This is a genomic window from Bradyrhizobium sp. Pa8 (assembly GCF_052588265.1).
This window is the reverse complement of sequence record NZ_CP176767.1, coordinates 170329-183745: the sequence shown is the minus strand read 5'-3', so window position 1 is coordinate 183745 and position 13417 is coordinate 170329. Positions and strand designations below refer to the sequence as shown.

Annotated in this window: 13 protein-coding genes; 5 read left to right on the top strand and 8 right to left on the bottom strand. The window is 65.4% G+C overall.

Annotated elements, in window-relative coordinates; translation table 11 throughout:
* Window positions 1-54: 54 nt before the first annotated feature.
* The gene (locus ACKWRH_RS00790) at window positions 55-2544 is read right to left on the bottom strand and encodes a heavy metal translocating P-type ATPase (RefSeq protein WP_445218928.1); all 2490 of its coding nucleotides are present in this window, start codon (window positions 2542-2544) and stop codon (window positions 55-57) included.
* Between the two features lie 50 nt (window positions 2545-2594).
* Between ACKWRH_RS00790 and ACKWRH_RS00785 the strand changes: the two genes are divergently transcribed.
* A complete protein-coding gene (locus ACKWRH_RS00785) occupies window positions 2595-2870 on the top strand; it encodes a metal-sensitive transcriptional regulator (protein WP_007598521.1) in 276 nt (91 codons plus the stop codon).
* Between the two features lie 109 nt (window positions 2871-2979).
* Here the strand turns inward: ACKWRH_RS00785 and ACKWRH_RS00780 are convergent, their stop codons facing one another.
* Window positions 2980-3951 carry a YiiX/YebB-like N1pC/P60 family cysteine hydrolase gene (locus ACKWRH_RS00780; RefSeq protein WP_445218927.1) on the bottom strand — a complete coding sequence of 324 codons (972 nt, stop codon included), beginning with the start codon at window positions 3949-3951 and terminating at the stop codon, window positions 2980-2982.
* A gap of 192 nt (window positions 3952-4143) precedes the next feature.
* Here ACKWRH_RS00780 and ACKWRH_RS00775 point away from each other — a divergent pair, with 192 nt between their 5' ends.
* On the top strand, window positions 4144-5541 hold the full coding sequence (locus tag ACKWRH_RS00775) for a flavin monoamine oxidase family protein (protein ID WP_445218926.1): 1398 nt from the start codon (window positions 4144-4146) through the stop codon (window positions 5539-5541).
* Here ACKWRH_RS00775 and ACKWRH_RS00770 read toward each other — a convergent pair.
* From ACKWRH_RS00770 to pheS, 3 genes are read right to left on the bottom strand one after another with little or no spacing between them, the layout of a single operon-like run.
* Window positions 5538-6308, bottom strand: coding sequence for a sulfite exporter TauE/SafE family protein (locus ACKWRH_RS00770; RefSeq protein ID WP_445218925.1), 771 nt, complete (start codon window positions 6306-6308; stop codon window positions 5538-5540). The two genes, ACKWRH_RS00775 and ACKWRH_RS00770, sit on opposite strands and share 4 nt — an antisense overlap.
* Complete coding sequence (pheT, locus tag ACKWRH_RS00765) at window positions 6305-8713, bottom strand: phenylalanine--tRNA ligase subunit beta (protein WP_445218924.1); 2409 nt, start codon at window positions 8711-8713, stop codon at window positions 6305-6307. The genes ACKWRH_RS00770 and pheT overlap by 4 nt, the downstream gene beginning before the upstream one ends.
* Complete coding sequence (gene pheS, locus ACKWRH_RS00760; RefSeq protein ID WP_038932708.1) at window positions 8710-9792, bottom strand: phenylalanine--tRNA ligase subunit alpha; 1083 nt, start codon at window positions 9790-9792, stop codon at window positions 8710-8712. The genes pheT and pheS overlap by 4 nt, the downstream gene beginning before the upstream one ends.
* A 136-nt stretch (window positions 9793-9928) precedes the next feature.
* On the opposite strand from pheS, the gene ACKWRH_RS00755 reads away from it, so the two are divergent.
* A complete protein-coding gene (locus ACKWRH_RS00755) occupies window positions 9929-10336 on the top strand; it encodes a hypothetical protein (RefSeq protein ID WP_445218923.1) in 408 nt (135 codons plus the stop codon).
* Between the two features lie 26 nt (window positions 10337-10362).
* Here the strand turns inward: ACKWRH_RS00755 and rplT are convergent, their stop codons facing one another.
* Both rplT and rpmI read right to left on the bottom strand, forming a co-directional pair.
* On the bottom strand, window positions 10363-10722 hold the full coding sequence (gene rplT / locus ACKWRH_RS00750) for a 50S ribosomal protein L20 (RefSeq protein ID WP_014490867.1): 360 nt from the start codon (window positions 10720-10722) through the stop codon (window positions 10363-10365).
* A 98-nt stretch (window positions 10723-10820) separates the two neighbouring features.
* Complete coding sequence (gene rpmI / locus ACKWRH_RS00745; protein WP_008539890.1) at window positions 10821-11021, bottom strand: 50S ribosomal protein L35; 201 nt, start codon at window positions 11019-11021, stop codon at window positions 10821-10823.
* A 297-nt stretch (window positions 11022-11318) separates the two neighbouring features.
* On the opposite strand from rpmI, the gene ACKWRH_RS00740 reads away from it, so the two are divergent.
* Window positions 11319-11723 carry a hypothetical protein gene (locus ACKWRH_RS00740; protein WP_445218922.1) on the top strand — a complete coding sequence of 135 codons (405 nt, stop codon included), beginning with the start codon at window positions 11319-11321 and terminating at the stop codon, window positions 11721-11723.
* Between the two features lie 63 nt (window positions 11724-11786).
* Here ACKWRH_RS00740 and infC read toward each other — a convergent pair whose 3' ends face one another.
* On the bottom strand, window positions 11787-12326 hold the full coding sequence (gene infC, locus ACKWRH_RS00735) for a translation initiation factor IF-3 (protein WP_071917037.1): 540 nt from the start codon (window positions 12324-12326) through the stop codon (window positions 11787-11789).
* 249 nt (window positions 12327-12575) lie between these two features.
* Between infC and ACKWRH_RS00730 the strand changes: the two genes are divergently transcribed.
* Window positions 12576-13373 (top strand): alpha/beta hydrolase, encoded by a 798-nt coding sequence (locus ACKWRH_RS00730; RefSeq protein ID WP_445218921.1) that lies wholly within the window; start codon window positions 12576-12578, stop codon window positions 13371-13373.
* The last annotated feature ends 44 nt before the right edge of the window (window positions 13374-13417 follow it).

Sequence of the window (13417 nt, the reverse complement as noted above, 5' to 3'; positions counted from 1 at the left end):
GTCCTCTCCGCGCGTACCGCCGAATGGACATGTTCTACACGGATTTCGCGCCCCTCACAGCCGGGTCCCGCGCAGCCGTAGCGCATTCCCGACCACGCTCACCGAGGACAGCGCCATCGCCGCCGCGGCGATGATCGGGGACAGCAGGATGCCGAACGCCGGATAGAGGATGCCGGCCGCGATCGGAATGCCGGCGGCGTTGTAGATGAAGGCGAAGAACAGGTTTTGCCGGATGTTGCTCATGGTCGCCTGCGACAGTTTTCGCGCACGCACGATGCCGGTGAGATCACCTCCCAGCAGGGTGACGCCGGCGCTCTCCATCGCCACGTCCGTGCCGGTGCCCATGGCGATGCCGACCTCGGCGGCCGCCAGTGCGGGCGCGTCGTTGACGCCGTCGCCCGCCATCGCGACGCTGCGCCCAGCCTTTTGCAGCTTCGTCACCACCGCGCTCTTCTGGTCCGGCAGAACCTCGGCCTCGACCTCGGCGATACCGAGCCGGCGCGCCACCGCTTCGGCCGTCGTGCGATTGTCGCCGGTCAGCATAATGACCTTGATGCCCTCGTCGGCCAGCGCCCTCAGCGCTTCCGGGGTCGAGGCCTTGACCGGGTCAGCGATCGCGAACAGGCCGGCCAGCTTGCCGTCGACGGCCATGTTGATCACGGTGGCGCCGTCCTGGCGCATCCGTTCGGCCTCGGCATCGCGCGCTCTGGTGTCGATGCCGATCGACCCCAGATATCTTGCGTTGCCGAGCACGATGCTCCTGCCGTCGATTTTTCCGGTCGCGCCCTTGCCCGTCGGCGAGTCGAACTGTTCGACCTGAGCAAGCGTGAGTTGCTTCTCTTTCGCGGCGCGCACGATGGCGTCGGCCAAAGGATGCTCGCTGGCGCGCTCGACGCTGGCCGCAATGCGGAGGATATCGTCCTCCGCAAAGCCGGCAGCCGGAACGATTGCGACCAGTTTCGGCTTGCCCTCGGTCAGCGTGCCGGTCTTGTCGACCACCAGCGTGTCGATCTTCTCCATCCGCTCCAGCGCCTCGGCGTTCTTGATCAGTACGCCCGCCTGCGCGCCGCGGCCGACGCCGACCATGATCGACATCGGGGTCGCTAGGCCGAGCGCACAGGGGCAGGCGATGATCAGCACGCTGACGGCAGCAACGAGGCCGAAGGCCAGCCGCGGCTCCGGGCCGAACCAGGCCCAGGCGGCAAAGGCGGCGATGGCGACGACGATCACGGTCGGCACGAACCAGCTAGCGACCTGATCAGCCAGCCGCTGGATCGGCGCGCGCGAGCGCTGCGCGTCCGCGACCATCTGCACGATCTGCGACAGCAGCGTCTCGCGCCCGACCTTGTCGGCGCGCATGATGAAGCCGCCCGATTGGTTGAGCGTGCCGGCGATGACTTTTGCGCCGGTCTCTTTGGTGACCGGCATCGATTCGCCGGTGACGAGGGATTCGTCGAGCGCGGAGCGTCCCTCGAGAATGATTCCGTCGACCGGCACCTTCTCGCCGGGACGGACGCGCAAATGGTCGCCGGCGTGGAGCTGCTCGATTTCGACCTCATGCTCGCTGCCATCGGCATCGACGCGGCGCGCGGTTTTTGGCGCAAGCTGCAGCAGCGCCTTGATCGCGCCCGACGTCGCGTCGCGGGCGCGCAGCTCCAGCACCTGGCCGAGCAGCACCAGCACGGTGATCACAGCGGCGGGTTCGAAATAGACGGCAACGGCACCGTCATGACTGCGGAAGGTCGCCGGGAAAATCTGCGGCACAACGGTCGCGACGATGCTGTAGACATAGGCGACGCCCGTGCCCATCGCGATCAACGTGAACATGTTGAGGTTGCGGGTGACCAGAGATTGCCAGCCTCGGACGAAGAACGGCCAGCCGGCCCACAGCACGACGGGCGTGGCGAAGGCGAGCTGGATCCAGTTCGACAGCGCCGGATCGATCCAGCTGTGTGGTCCCGCGAGATGGCCGCCCATCTCCAGCACCACCGCCGGCAGCGCCAGCGCGCCACCGATCCAGAACCGCCGCGTCATGTCGGCAAGCTCGGGATTGGGGCCGGTGTCCAGGCTCGCGACCTCCGGCTCCAGCGCCATGCCGCAGATCGGGCAGCTGCCGGGTCCGACCTGGCGGATCTCCGGATGCATCGGGCAGGTGTAGATCGTGCCCGCGGGCATCTCGGGTTCGGGCGCCTTCTGCTTTTCGTTTTTCTTGGCGAGATACTTTGCGGGATCGGCGGCGAATTTGGTGCGGCAGCCGGCCGAGCAGAAATGGAAGGTCTCGCCGTGATGTGTGAGGTGATGCTTCGAGGTCGCGGGATCGACCGTCATGCCGCAGACGGGATCGAGGACCTTGGTCGCGGCGGCGCCATGGTCATGTGCGTGATGCTGGGCATGATCGCCGTGCCCGCCGCAGCAGGAGGACGCCGCGGGCTTGTCGGCTGGCGGAGCAGCCATGGGGGCGGCCTCCGGAGCAGCCTTGGCGGAACAGCCGCATCCGGACGGTGTTTCCGACGTGTGATGGTGCCCGTCTTCGGCGTCGTTCATTGCCATGCTCCGGCCTTGCAACATATACCCTAGGGGGGTATATAGAACGCATGCGCAAGGACATCAAGGCATCCGTCGGAAAACGTCTTGGCCGGATCGAGGGTCAGGTTCGCGGCCTCTCGAAGATGGTCGAGGAGGACCGCTATTGCATCGACATCGTGACGCAGATCTCGGCCGTGCGTGCCGCGCTGCGCCGGGTCGAGGAAGAGGTTCTGAAGGATCACGTCGCCCATTGCGTCGAGCACGCGATCGCGAGCGGCGACAAGGCCGATCAGCGCGAGAAGATCGCGGAGCTGATGGCGGTGATCGGGCGGGCGGAACGGTAGGCTCTCACGATCGTCATTGCGAGGAGCGCAGCGACGAAGCAATCGAGACTGCCTCCGCCGAGGGACTCTGGATTGCTTCGCTACGCTCGCAATGACGGTGGAGTGACAGCTACGCCGCCATCTCCTGCGCGCGTCCCCGCGCGCGGTACATCGCCAGTTCGTTCAGCAGCACAAAATGCTCCGAGCAGGTGGCGCCCATCTCGGCAGGCTGCGCGCTCACTTCTTCAGCCGGAACTTCAGCCGGCGCTTCTTCGTCAACCGTCTTAGGAACGAGCGGCGGCGCACTGAGCGTTTCTGGAAACACACTGAATGTGCCCGCTACCTCCTCGAGCGGCTTCTGCTTGTCGGCCCAGTGCAGCGCGGTGTAGTCGAAGCCGTGCACGATGGTGGGTTTGACGACTTCGAAATAGGGCGAGATGTCGAAGTCGCGGGGCATGTAGAGCGAGGAATCGCGGATGTGCAGGATCTCGCGGCGCGCGGCGCGGCTGCCGGCCTTGGTGATCTTCGGCAGGATCGGATAGCGCACGGCATCGAAGGCCTGCGCGATCAGCGCCGAGCAGATGATTTTTGTCGGATCGCCCGATCCGATCGCGATCATGCGGCGCCGCCAGCGCTGTGGAATCGGCAACGGGAACAGGAAGCGCATCAAGTCGACGATGTTCTTGGTGTCGTAGCCGAAGCCGATGCGGTTGATCGCGTAGCGGCAGACCGTGGTGCGGTCCTCATAGGACAGCCCGACCGGGCGGCAGACGCGGGTGTGATACGGGAAGTATTTCGACAACGGCGCCGAGGTGACGCCCTCGCCGATATTGGCCTCGATCAGCACGTGCGGCTCGCCGTTGGGCTCCGTGGCGCCCTCGACCGGACCGACATAGAGCGCGGCATGGGACCAGGTCGACTGCGTCAGATATTTGATGATGCCGGAGATGCGGTTGTTGCCCTCGACCAGCAGCACGTCGCCGGGCTCGATGACGCCGCGCAGGTGCTCCGGGTCGCTCGGCGTGAACGGCTCGTAGCCCGGCACCTCTTTCGAGAGGTACGCGGCAATCAGCTTGCCGACTGAGTCCAGAACCGTCCCCATTTCAAACTCCCCCCACGGCCTTTTCCGGCCGTCTTTTTCCCTTCTCTATCATGGTCGAAACGTGTTGCAATTCGGTTCATCACTCTGTGAGATCAAGCACGATTGATTCACCATGATGGTTGCCGTGCAACACCAGATGCAGCAAGGTTCGCGGGCTGTTCCCGTTCGCCGCAAGTTCCCGGAAACCATGACATGACAATCACGCGCCGCAGCTTCCTATCGGCGTCGGCGGCTCTTGCCGCGATGCCGGTCCTGCGCGCGACTGCCGCACCCCTGCCGCGCGAGGCCGACATTGTCGTGATCGGTGCGGGAGCGGCCGGAATTGCCGCGGCGCGGCGCATCATGGCGGCCAATCGCAAGGTCGTGGTCGTGGAAGCCGCATCCCAGATCGGGGGCCGCTGTATCACGGACAGCACGACCTTCGACGTACCGTTCGATCGCGGCGCGCGCTGGATGCACAATCCCGAGACCAATCCGATGATCCGGCTGGCGCGCAGTGCCGGGCTCGACGTGCTGCCGGCACCGACCGGCCAGAAGATGCGTATCGGCCGCCGCAATGCGCGCGCGGGCGAGACCGAACAGTTCCTGGCGGCGCTGGTGCGGGCCAACCGCGCCATCGACGAGGCCGGGCGCGGCAAGCTCGATACGGCCTGCGCCTCGGTGCTGCCGAAGGATCTCGGCGACTGGGCCGGTGCGGCCGAATTCGTGCTCGGTGCGAGCTTTGCGGGCAAAGACCTCAAGGATCTCTCGGCGATCGACAAGGCGCGCGCGCAGGACCGCAACGCCGCGATCGCCTGCCGCCAGGGCTTGGGGACCCTGATCGCCAGGCTCGGCGAACAGGCGCCGGTGGCGTTGTCGACGCCGGTGAGCAGGATTGCCTGGAGCAATCGCGATGTCAGCGTGGAGACGCCATCCGGCAGGATCGCCGTACGCGCCGCCATAGTCACGGTCTCGACCAATGTGCTGGCGTCGGGCGCGATCAAGTTCGGGCCTGATATTCCCAAGCGCACGCTCGATGCGGCGTCGAAGCTCACGCTCGGCAGCTACGATCGCATCGTGCTGCAACTGCCGGGTAATCCGCTGGGGCTCTCGCGCGACGACATCCTCATCGAGCAGAGCAATTCGACGCGCACGGCGCTGATGCTCGCCAATATCGGCGGCTCCTCACTGTGTTCGATCGATGTCGGCGGCTCGTTCGGCCGCGATCTCTCCGAGCAGGGCGAGAAGGCGATGGTGGCCTTCGCCAGGGAATGGATCACGAAGCTGTTCGGCAGCGAGGCGGCCGCCGCCGTGCAGAAGACCACCGCGACGCGCTGGAACGCCTCGCCTTTCGTGATGGGCGCGATGTCGGCATCCGCGCCCGGCGGGCAGCTCTCGCGAAAAATCCTGACCGAGCCGATCGGCAACATGTTTCTCGCCGGCGAAGCCACGCACGAGACGCTGTGGGGCACTGTCGACGGCGCCTGGGAAAGCGGCGAGCGCGCGGCGGATGCGGCCTTGCGCAAGATCGGCGCGCTCAGGGACGAGTCGGCCGACGTGCCGACGCAATCGACGAAGAAGCGCCGCGCGCCGCGGCAGCAGGGCAACTAGCGCAGAATCCCGTCCAGCACCGGCAGCCCCGCGATCACCGCCATCGCGATCAGACCGTAGCAAATCGCGCGAAACACTTTTTCGCTGGCGCGGCCGAACAGCGACGCACCGAACGCGACGCCTATCGCATAGACCGGGCCGACGATCAGCGACAGCACGAGCGATTCGCGCGAGATCAGGCCCGTCGTCGCGTAGCTGACCATCGAGAAGAAATCCGACGCGCCGAAGAACAGCACGATGTTGGCGCGCGCGACGATCGGCGCGATGGGGCGGCCGAGCCAGTAGCCGACGATCGGCGGGCCGCCGGTCTGCGCCAAACCGCTACAGAAGCCCGAGAGGCCGCCGATGCCGACCGAAAGCCAGGCGTGGTCCTTGCCGCGATAGCGCCAGCCCGACAGCAGCAGCAGCAACAGCGCAGCGACGAAGCAGGAGATGATCCAGCGCGTGGTGACGGGCTCGAGCACGCTGAGGAAATAAGTGCCGATGGGTACGCCGACCAGCGCGCCCAGCACGATCACCGCGGTGGCCTTGCGGTCGGCCTTGCGCCAGGCGTCGGGCAGCAGCGGCGCGGCCGCGACGAAATCGATCACCAGGAGCAGCGCGGCAACGAGACGCGGCGCCGCAATGCTGCTCGCCAGCGGCATGAAGATCAGCGCCGAGCCGAAGCCGGAGAAGCCGCGCGCGGTGCCCGAAACGAAAGCGACGGCGCAGAGCGCCATCGCAATGGTGAGGTTGACGTCCTTCGGAAGGAAATCCGCAAGGGTCATCCGCGCAAGACGCCGCCCGTCTTCTTCGTGACTTCCGCCACGATCTTCGCCGCAACGGCCTCGATCTCCTGATCGGTCAGCGTCTTCTCGCGCGGCTGGATCGTCACGGCAATCGCAATCGACTTCTTGTCGTCATCGATGCCCTTGCCCTCGTAGACGTCGAAGACATTCACGCCGGTGATCAGCTTCTTGTCGACGCCTTGGGCGGCGCGAACGATGTCGCCGGCCTTTACGGTGCGGTCGACAATGAAGGCGAAGTCGCGCGACACCGGCTGGAAGGCCGACAGCTCGATCACGGGCTTGGCGCGGGTCGGCTTTTTCTTCGCCTCGGGGATGCGGTCGAGAATTACCTCGAACACCATCAGCGGGCCGTCGGCGCCGAGCGCCTCGAGCGCGCGCGGATGCATCTCGCCGAAATAGCCGAGCACGTTCTGCGGGCCGATCTGGATCGTGCCCGAGCGACCCGGATGCAGCCAGGCCGGTCCCCCCGCGACGATCTGCAGCGCCTGCATCGGTGCACCGGCAGCGGCGAGCACCGCGAGCGCGTCGGCCTTGGCGTCGAACAATTCGGCCTGCGCCGAACCCGACCAGTGCCGTCCCAGACCTTCGGACGAAGCAATGCCGCGCCGAACGCCGCTGGCCGCCAAGAACTGATCCTCCGGGCGGTCGCCCTTGAACAGCTGGCCGACCTCGAACAGCGCGACATCGCCGAAGCCGCGATCGGCATTGGCCTGCGCTGCCGCGATCAGGCCCGCCAACAGGGTCGGACGCATGTCGGACAGATCCGAGGCGATCGGGTTGGCTACCTCGAGCTCGCGTTGGCCGCCGCCGAACAGGGTTGCCGCAGACTTCGTGATGAAGGACCACGTCACCGCTTCGATGATGCCGCGGCTCGCGAGTGCGCGCCTGGCGCGACGGGTGCGCAGCTGGAGCGGCGTCAGCACCGGCTTGCGTGCGTCCTCGCCGCGCTCGAACGGCGTCATCGGCACCTTGTCGACGCCGTAGATGCGCACGATCTCCTCGACGATGTCGGCCTTGCCATGCACGTCGGTGCGCCACGAGGGCACCGCGACCTTCACCACCGGACCCGGGCCGGCCATCATGAAGCCGAGATGGGTCAGGATGCGCTTCATCTCCGGCTGCGGCACCTCGATGCCGGACAGCCGCTTGACCTCGGTAACAGGGAAATCGATCACGCGATCGTCGCCGAAGGCGTTTCCGATCACGACGTTCTCGGACGGCGCGCCGCCGCACATCTCCATCACGAGCTTGGTCGCGAGCTCCAGCCCGGGCACCATGAAGGCCGGGTCGACGCCGCGCTCGAAGCGGTAGCGGGCGTCCGAATTGATGCCGAGCTTGCGGCCGGTCTGGGCGATGTTGATCTCGTTCCACAGCGCCGATTCGATCAGCACGTCGGTGGTGTTCTCGTCGCAGCCCGAGGCCTCGCCGCCCATGATGCCGGCGAGCGATTCGACGCCGTGCTCATCCGCGATCACGCAGATGGCGGGATCGAGATTGTAGGTGCGGCCGTCGAGCGCCAGCAGCGTCTCGCCATCGCGGGCGCGGCGCACCACGAGATTGCCCCTCACCTTCTTGGCGTCGAACACGTGCAGCGGGCGGGCGCGGTCGTAGGTCATGAAGTTGGTGATGTCGACCAGCGCATTGATCGGACGCAGCCCGATCGCGGTCAGCCGCTTCTGCAGCCACTCCGGCGACGGCCCGTTCTTCACCCCGCGCACCAGGCGCAGCGCAAAGCCCGGGCACAGCGCGGCGTCCTCGACCGCGACCTTCACGGGACAGGGGAATTCGCCCTTGATCGGCTTGATGGTGGGGTCCTTGAACTTGCCCATGTCGGCGGCGGCAAGATCGCGCGCGATGCCGTGCACGCCGGTGCAGTCCTGCCGGTTCGGCGTCAGATTGATCTCGACCACGGGATCGCCGAGACCCGCCCATGCGGCGTATGCGGCGCCGATCGGCGCATCCGCCGGCAGCTCCATGATGCCGTCATGGTCGTTGGAGATCTGGAGTTCGGCCGCCGAGCACAGCATGCCGCGGCTCTCGACGCCGCGGATGGTGCCGACACCGAGCGTGATGTCCTTGCCGGGAATGTAGGTCCCCGGCGGCGAGAACACGCTGACCAGGCCCGTGCGCGCATTCGGCGCGCCGCACACGACCTGCACCGGTGCGCCACCATCGCCGGTGTCGACCATGCAGACGCGCAGGCGATCCGCATTCGGATGCTGCTCAGCCGAGATCACCTTCGCGATGGTGAACGGCTTCAGCGCCTTCGCCTTGTCCTCGATGTTCTCGACCTCGAGCCCGATCATGGTCAGCTTGTCGGCGAGCTTTTCCAGGGGCTCGTCGGTGTCGAGATGATCCTTCAGCCAGGAGAGGGTGAATTTCACGAGCTCAGTCCTCCCGCAAGCGTCGGCACTTCGAGCGGCTTGAAGCCGTAATGGGACAGCCAGCGGACGTCGCTGTCGAACAGCTGGCGCAAATCGGCGATGCCGTATTTCAGCATGGCGATGCGGTCGATGCCCATGCCCCAGGCAAAGCCCTGGTACTCGTCGGGATCGATGCCGCAGGCGCGCAGCACGTTCGGATGCACCATGCCGCAGCCGAGAATCTCGAGCCAGTCCTCGCCCTCGCCGAAGCGGATCTCGCCCTTGTCGCGGCGGCACTGGATGTCGACTTCCAGCGACGGCTCGGTGAACGGGAAGAACGACGGCCGGAAGCGCATGTTGATGTGGTCGACCTCGAAGAACGCCTTGCAGAACTCGTGCAGGATCCATTTGAGGTGGCCGAGATGCGAGTGCTTGTCGATGACGAGGCCTTCGACCTGGTGGAATTGCGGCGTGTGGGTCGCGTCCGAATCGATGCGGTAGGTGCGGCCCGGGCAGATCACGCGGATCGGCGGCTTCTGGCTCAGCATGGTGCGCACCTGCACCGGCGAGGTGTGGGTTCGAAGCAGCATGCGCGAGCCGTCCTCCTTCGGATGGAAGAAGAAGGTGTCGTGCATCTCGCGGGCGGGATGGCCTTCCGGAAAATTCAGCTTGGTGAAGTTGTAGTCGTCGGTCTCGATGTCGGGGCCTTCCGCGACCGAGAATCCCATGTCGGCGAAGATCGTCGTCAACTCGTCCCAGACCTGGCTTAGCGGATGGATGCGGCCGGCCTCAGTCGGCGCATCGCGCAGCGGCAGGGTGACGTCGATGGTCTCGGATGCGAGCCGCGCATCGAGCGCCGCCGACTTCAGCACGTCGCGCCGCGCGGCGAGGGCCTGGGTGACCTCGTCCTTGGCCTGGTTGATCGCCGCGCCTTGCGTCTTGCGCTCGTCCGGCGACATCTTGCCGAGCGTTGCAAGCAAGGCCGAGATCGAGCCCTTCTTGCCGAGGGAGGCGACGCGGACGGCTTCGAGGGCGGCTTCGTCCCCGGCAGCACTGATCTGCGCGAGGATGGATTGGACGAGACTGGCGAGGTCGGACACGGTCGGATCCTTTCAAAACGCTGCCGGTTGTGGCCGCAGCCGGGCCGGAACGTCAAGCCGTATAGCCGTCGTAAATGCAGGGCATTTGAACCCTATAGGCATGGCTGGCACCAACCTGAAGTCGAGGGAGAGGACGATGCGTTTACGATCCTGGGTGGTCGGCTTGAGCTTGGTTCTTTTGGGAAGCGCGGGTCACGCCGCGGAGGAATGCCCGGCCAAATCGACGTCGATGGATGACATCATCGCGGTCCTGAACGCGGCGCCGAGCTGCGACCGTGCCATGACGCTGTTCGATGCCTGCGCATACGGCGCCAGCGGCGACGTGCAATTCGGCGAAGCGGTCGAGAAGAAGTGCGAGACCGATTTTGTCGGCCGGCTGAGAACGCCGCAGAAGCTCAGCTATCAGCGCGAGTTGCGGGTCTGCGACCGGAAGTACCGGAACAAGTCCGGCACCATGTATATCTCGGCCACGGCCTTCTGCCGGGCGGAGGTCGCCCAGCGTTACTCGCGACGTGCGCTGAAGGCCGGCGGAGCCGGCCATTAGTGCTGGGCTTGCTCTGAAGCAGCCGCTTAGGCGGCCAGCGCAGCCTTGGCCTTCTCGGCGATCGCCTGGAACGACGCAGGCTCGTGGATCGCGAGATCCGACAGCACCTTGCGGTCCACGGTGATGCCCGACTTGGCGAGACCGTCGATAAATCGGCTGTAGGTCAGGCCGAACGGACGCACAGCGGCGTTGAGACGCTGGATCCAGAGCGCGCGGAAAGTCCGCTTCTTGCGCTTGCGATCACGGAAGGCGTACTGCTGGGCCTTTTCCACGGCCGGCTTGGCAGCGCGGATGGTGTTCTTGCGGCGGCCATAGAAACCCTTGGCGGCCTTGTAGACTTTCTTGTGCTTGGCGTGGGCGGTCACACCGCGTTTGACGCGAGACATGACAAAATCCTTCAGAGATGACTTGGTTTTCGGATCGCCGCGCTAGCGCGGCGGAGGTGGCAATGATCTTCGACGATCTTCGACGATCTTGGACGCGATCAGGCGTTCGGCAAGAAGTACTTCTTGACGTTGTCGCCGTCGGTCTTGAACAGCACGCGAGTGCCGCGCAGCTGACGGATCTGCTTCTTCGTCCGCTTGATCATGCCGTGACGCTTGCCGCGCTGGGCGTGCATCACTTTGCCGGTGGCAGTCACCTTGAAGCGCTTTTTAGCGCCCGATTTGGTCTTCAGCTTGGGCATTTGGCTCTCCTAATGGCCACAGAAATCCGCCCGCGAAGGCGGCTGGCCGTCAAAAATGCTCGTTAGAGCGTTGATTGTGCTCAGGTTTCTACGAACAAGCGCGAAACCCGCACGGACACCGCCACGGCAGCCCTTAATCAGCCGGGCGATGAAGGCTGGGCTTATGCCAGAGGACAAGCCAAATGGCAACGCTGAAGGACAAGCCAAATGGCAACGCTGAACCGCCGAAACCTGCCCGGCGACTATTCGGAGTTACCATCTATATGTCCAAGCCGTGTCGCCTGGAGCAGGACCAAAATGGCCCATTTTTCCCGATCGCTTTCGTCTTTGACTGGTTTCGCCCGCCCGCGCCGCCTCGCGCTGCTAGTCGTGCTCGCCACGGCCGGCCTGCCCTCGACCGCCGACGCCCGCATCGGCGGCTATGACGGCATCTGGAACGTCACTTTCGCCACCACGCGGGGCAATTGCAGCTCCGGTTACAGCGTCCCCTTCACCGTCACCGGCGGCCGGGTGTCGTCCGCCGGCGGCGGCCGGGTCTCCGGCACGGTTCGTCGCAGCGGCGCCGTCGCGGTCCAGGTCTCGGTCGGCGCGTCCCACGCCAGTGGGGGCGGCCGGCTCGGCGGGGTGGCCGGTGCAGGCTCCTGGAACGGCGTCATTTCCGGCGACCGCTGCAGCGGCACCTGGCAGGCGACGAGGTCCTGATACAGAAACGGCCCGCCGGAAATCCGGACGGGCCGTTGAACTCTCAGTCCTGAGAAGCGGGCGTCAGCGCGGGGCCAACACCATGACGACCTGACGGCCCTCGAACCTGGCGTCCTGCTCGACCTTGGCGAGCTCGGCGACGTCGTTCTTGATCTTGTCCAGAAGCTTGGTGCCGATCTCCTGATGCGCCATTTCGCGGCCGCGATAGCGCAGCGTGATCTTGACCTTGTCGCCCTCTTCGAAGAACCGCTGCATCGCGCGCATCTTCACGTCGTAATCGTGGTCGTCGATCATCGGGCGGAGCTTGATCTCCTTGATCTCGACGATCTTCTGCCGCTTGCGGGCTTCGGCGGCCTTTTTCTGGGCGGAATATTTGTACTTCCCGTAGTCCATGATCTTGCAGACGGGAGGGCTGACATTCGGCGAAATCTCGACCAGATCCATGCCAGCTTCCTGGGCCATGCGGATGGCCATGACGGTTTCGACCGTGCCCTTGTTGTCACCGGTCTGATCGATCAGCTGGATTTGCGCATTGCGAATATCATCATTGATGCGCGGCCCGTCTTTGCTGGCAACGGGCGGGGCTTTATTGGGACGGCGAATGGGTGGTTCTCCAAAATTGTGAAAGAGGCGGCTAGTCTGAAGGAAGATGCGTTTGCGGGCAAGCAAGTCGCGTGCGGGAAGCGAAAAAGCCTCAAATGCGAGGCATTTGGGTCACGCCTATGGGCACGCTGCAGGACATAGACACCTTGCTTCTGTTCCGCAAGCGTCCCAAAGGGCAATAGCGATGCTTGGCTGGGGCCTCGGAACGCATCCAGACAGTTCAAACCGAACAACCAGAGTAAACGTTCCATGAGCAATGCAATTCCCGAAGCCGTGCTCGGCTTCATCGATGTGGGCGAGGGCCCGTCCGCACGCAGGATCGCGGTGCGCAGCCGCGCCGGTCGAGGACCCGGACTGGTCTGGCTCGGCGGGTTCAAGTCGGACATGCGGGGCAGCAAGGCCGTGGCGCTGGATGCCTGGGCCGCGGACCATGGCCGCGCCGCGGTCCGGTTCGACTCCGGTCATGGCGAATCCGGCGGCGATTTCGCCGATGGAACCATCGGAAGCTGGCTCGAGGACAGCGTGGCGGTGTTCGAGCGGTTCTGCGACGGCCCACAGGTTCTGATCGGTTCCTCCATGGGCGGCTGGATGGCGCTGCTGCTCGCGCGCGAGATCAGGAAGCGGCAAGATAAGCAGCAAGCCAAGGCGTCGCTTGCGGGCCTGGTGCTGATCGCGCCGGCGCCCGACTTCACCGAGGAGCTGATGTGGAAGAATTTTTCGCCCGCGGTGAAGAAAGAAATCGAGACCAAGGGCTTCTGGCTGCGGCCGTCGGACTATGGTGACGGCTCGCCCTATCCGATCACGCGGAATCTGATCGAGGAGGGCCGCAATCATTTGGTGCTCGGCAGCGCCATCGATCTCGGCTGTCCCGTCCGCATCCTCCAGGGCGCGCAGGACCCCGATGTGCCCTGGCAGCACGCCTTCGCGCTGACGCATCGCCTGCCGGCCGACGACGTGGTGCTGACCATGATTCAGGATGGTGATCACCGCCTCTCCCGTCCGCAGGACATCGCCCGCATTCTTGCCGCGGTGGCCGAGATCGGGTGAGGCTGCCGCGCAACATTCGGTGTCATCGCCCGACTTGCCGCCTT

Bases quoted from the DNA above. Each gene is read 5' to 3' on its own strand.
- ACKWRH_RS00775 (WP_445218926.1), top strand. From the start codon at position 4,144: ATGACAATCACGCGCCGCAGCTTCCTATCGGCGTCGGCGGCTCTTGCC.
- ACKWRH_RS00790 (WP_445218928.1), bottom strand. From the start codon at position 2,544: ATGAACGACGCCGAAGACGGGCACCATCACACGTCGGAAACACCGTCC.
- ACKWRH_RS00780 (WP_445218927.1), bottom strand. From the start codon at position 3,951: ATGGGGACGGTTCTGGACTCAGTCGGCAAGCTGATTGCCGCGTACCTC.
- rplT (WP_014490867.1), bottom strand. From the start codon at position 10,722: ATGTCTCGCGTCAAACGCGGTGTGACCGCCCACGCCAAGCACAAGAAA.
- rpmI (WP_008539890.1), bottom strand. From the start codon at position 11,021: ATGCCCAAGCTGAAGACCAAATCGGGCGCTAAAAAGCGCTTCAAGGTG.
- ACKWRH_RS00785 (WP_007598521.1), top strand. From the start codon at position 2,595: ATGCGCAAGGACATCAAGGCATCCGTCGGAAAACGTCTTGGCCGGATC.
- ACKWRH_RS00770 (WP_445218925.1), bottom strand. From the start codon at position 6,308: ATGACCCTTGCGGATTTCCTTCCGAAGGACGTCAACCTCACCATTGCG.
- ACKWRH_RS00755 (WP_445218923.1), top strand. From the start codon at position 9,929: ATGCGTTTACGATCCTGGGTGGTCGGCTTGAGCTTGGTTCTTTTGGGA.
- ACKWRH_RS00740 (WP_445218922.1), top strand. From the start codon at position 11,319: ATGGCCCATTTTTCCCGATCGCTTTCGTCTTTGACTGGTTTCGCCCGC.
- ACKWRH_RS00730 (WP_445218921.1), top strand. From the start codon at position 12,576: ATGAGCAATGCAATTCCCGAAGCCGTGCTCGGCTTCATCGATGTGGGC.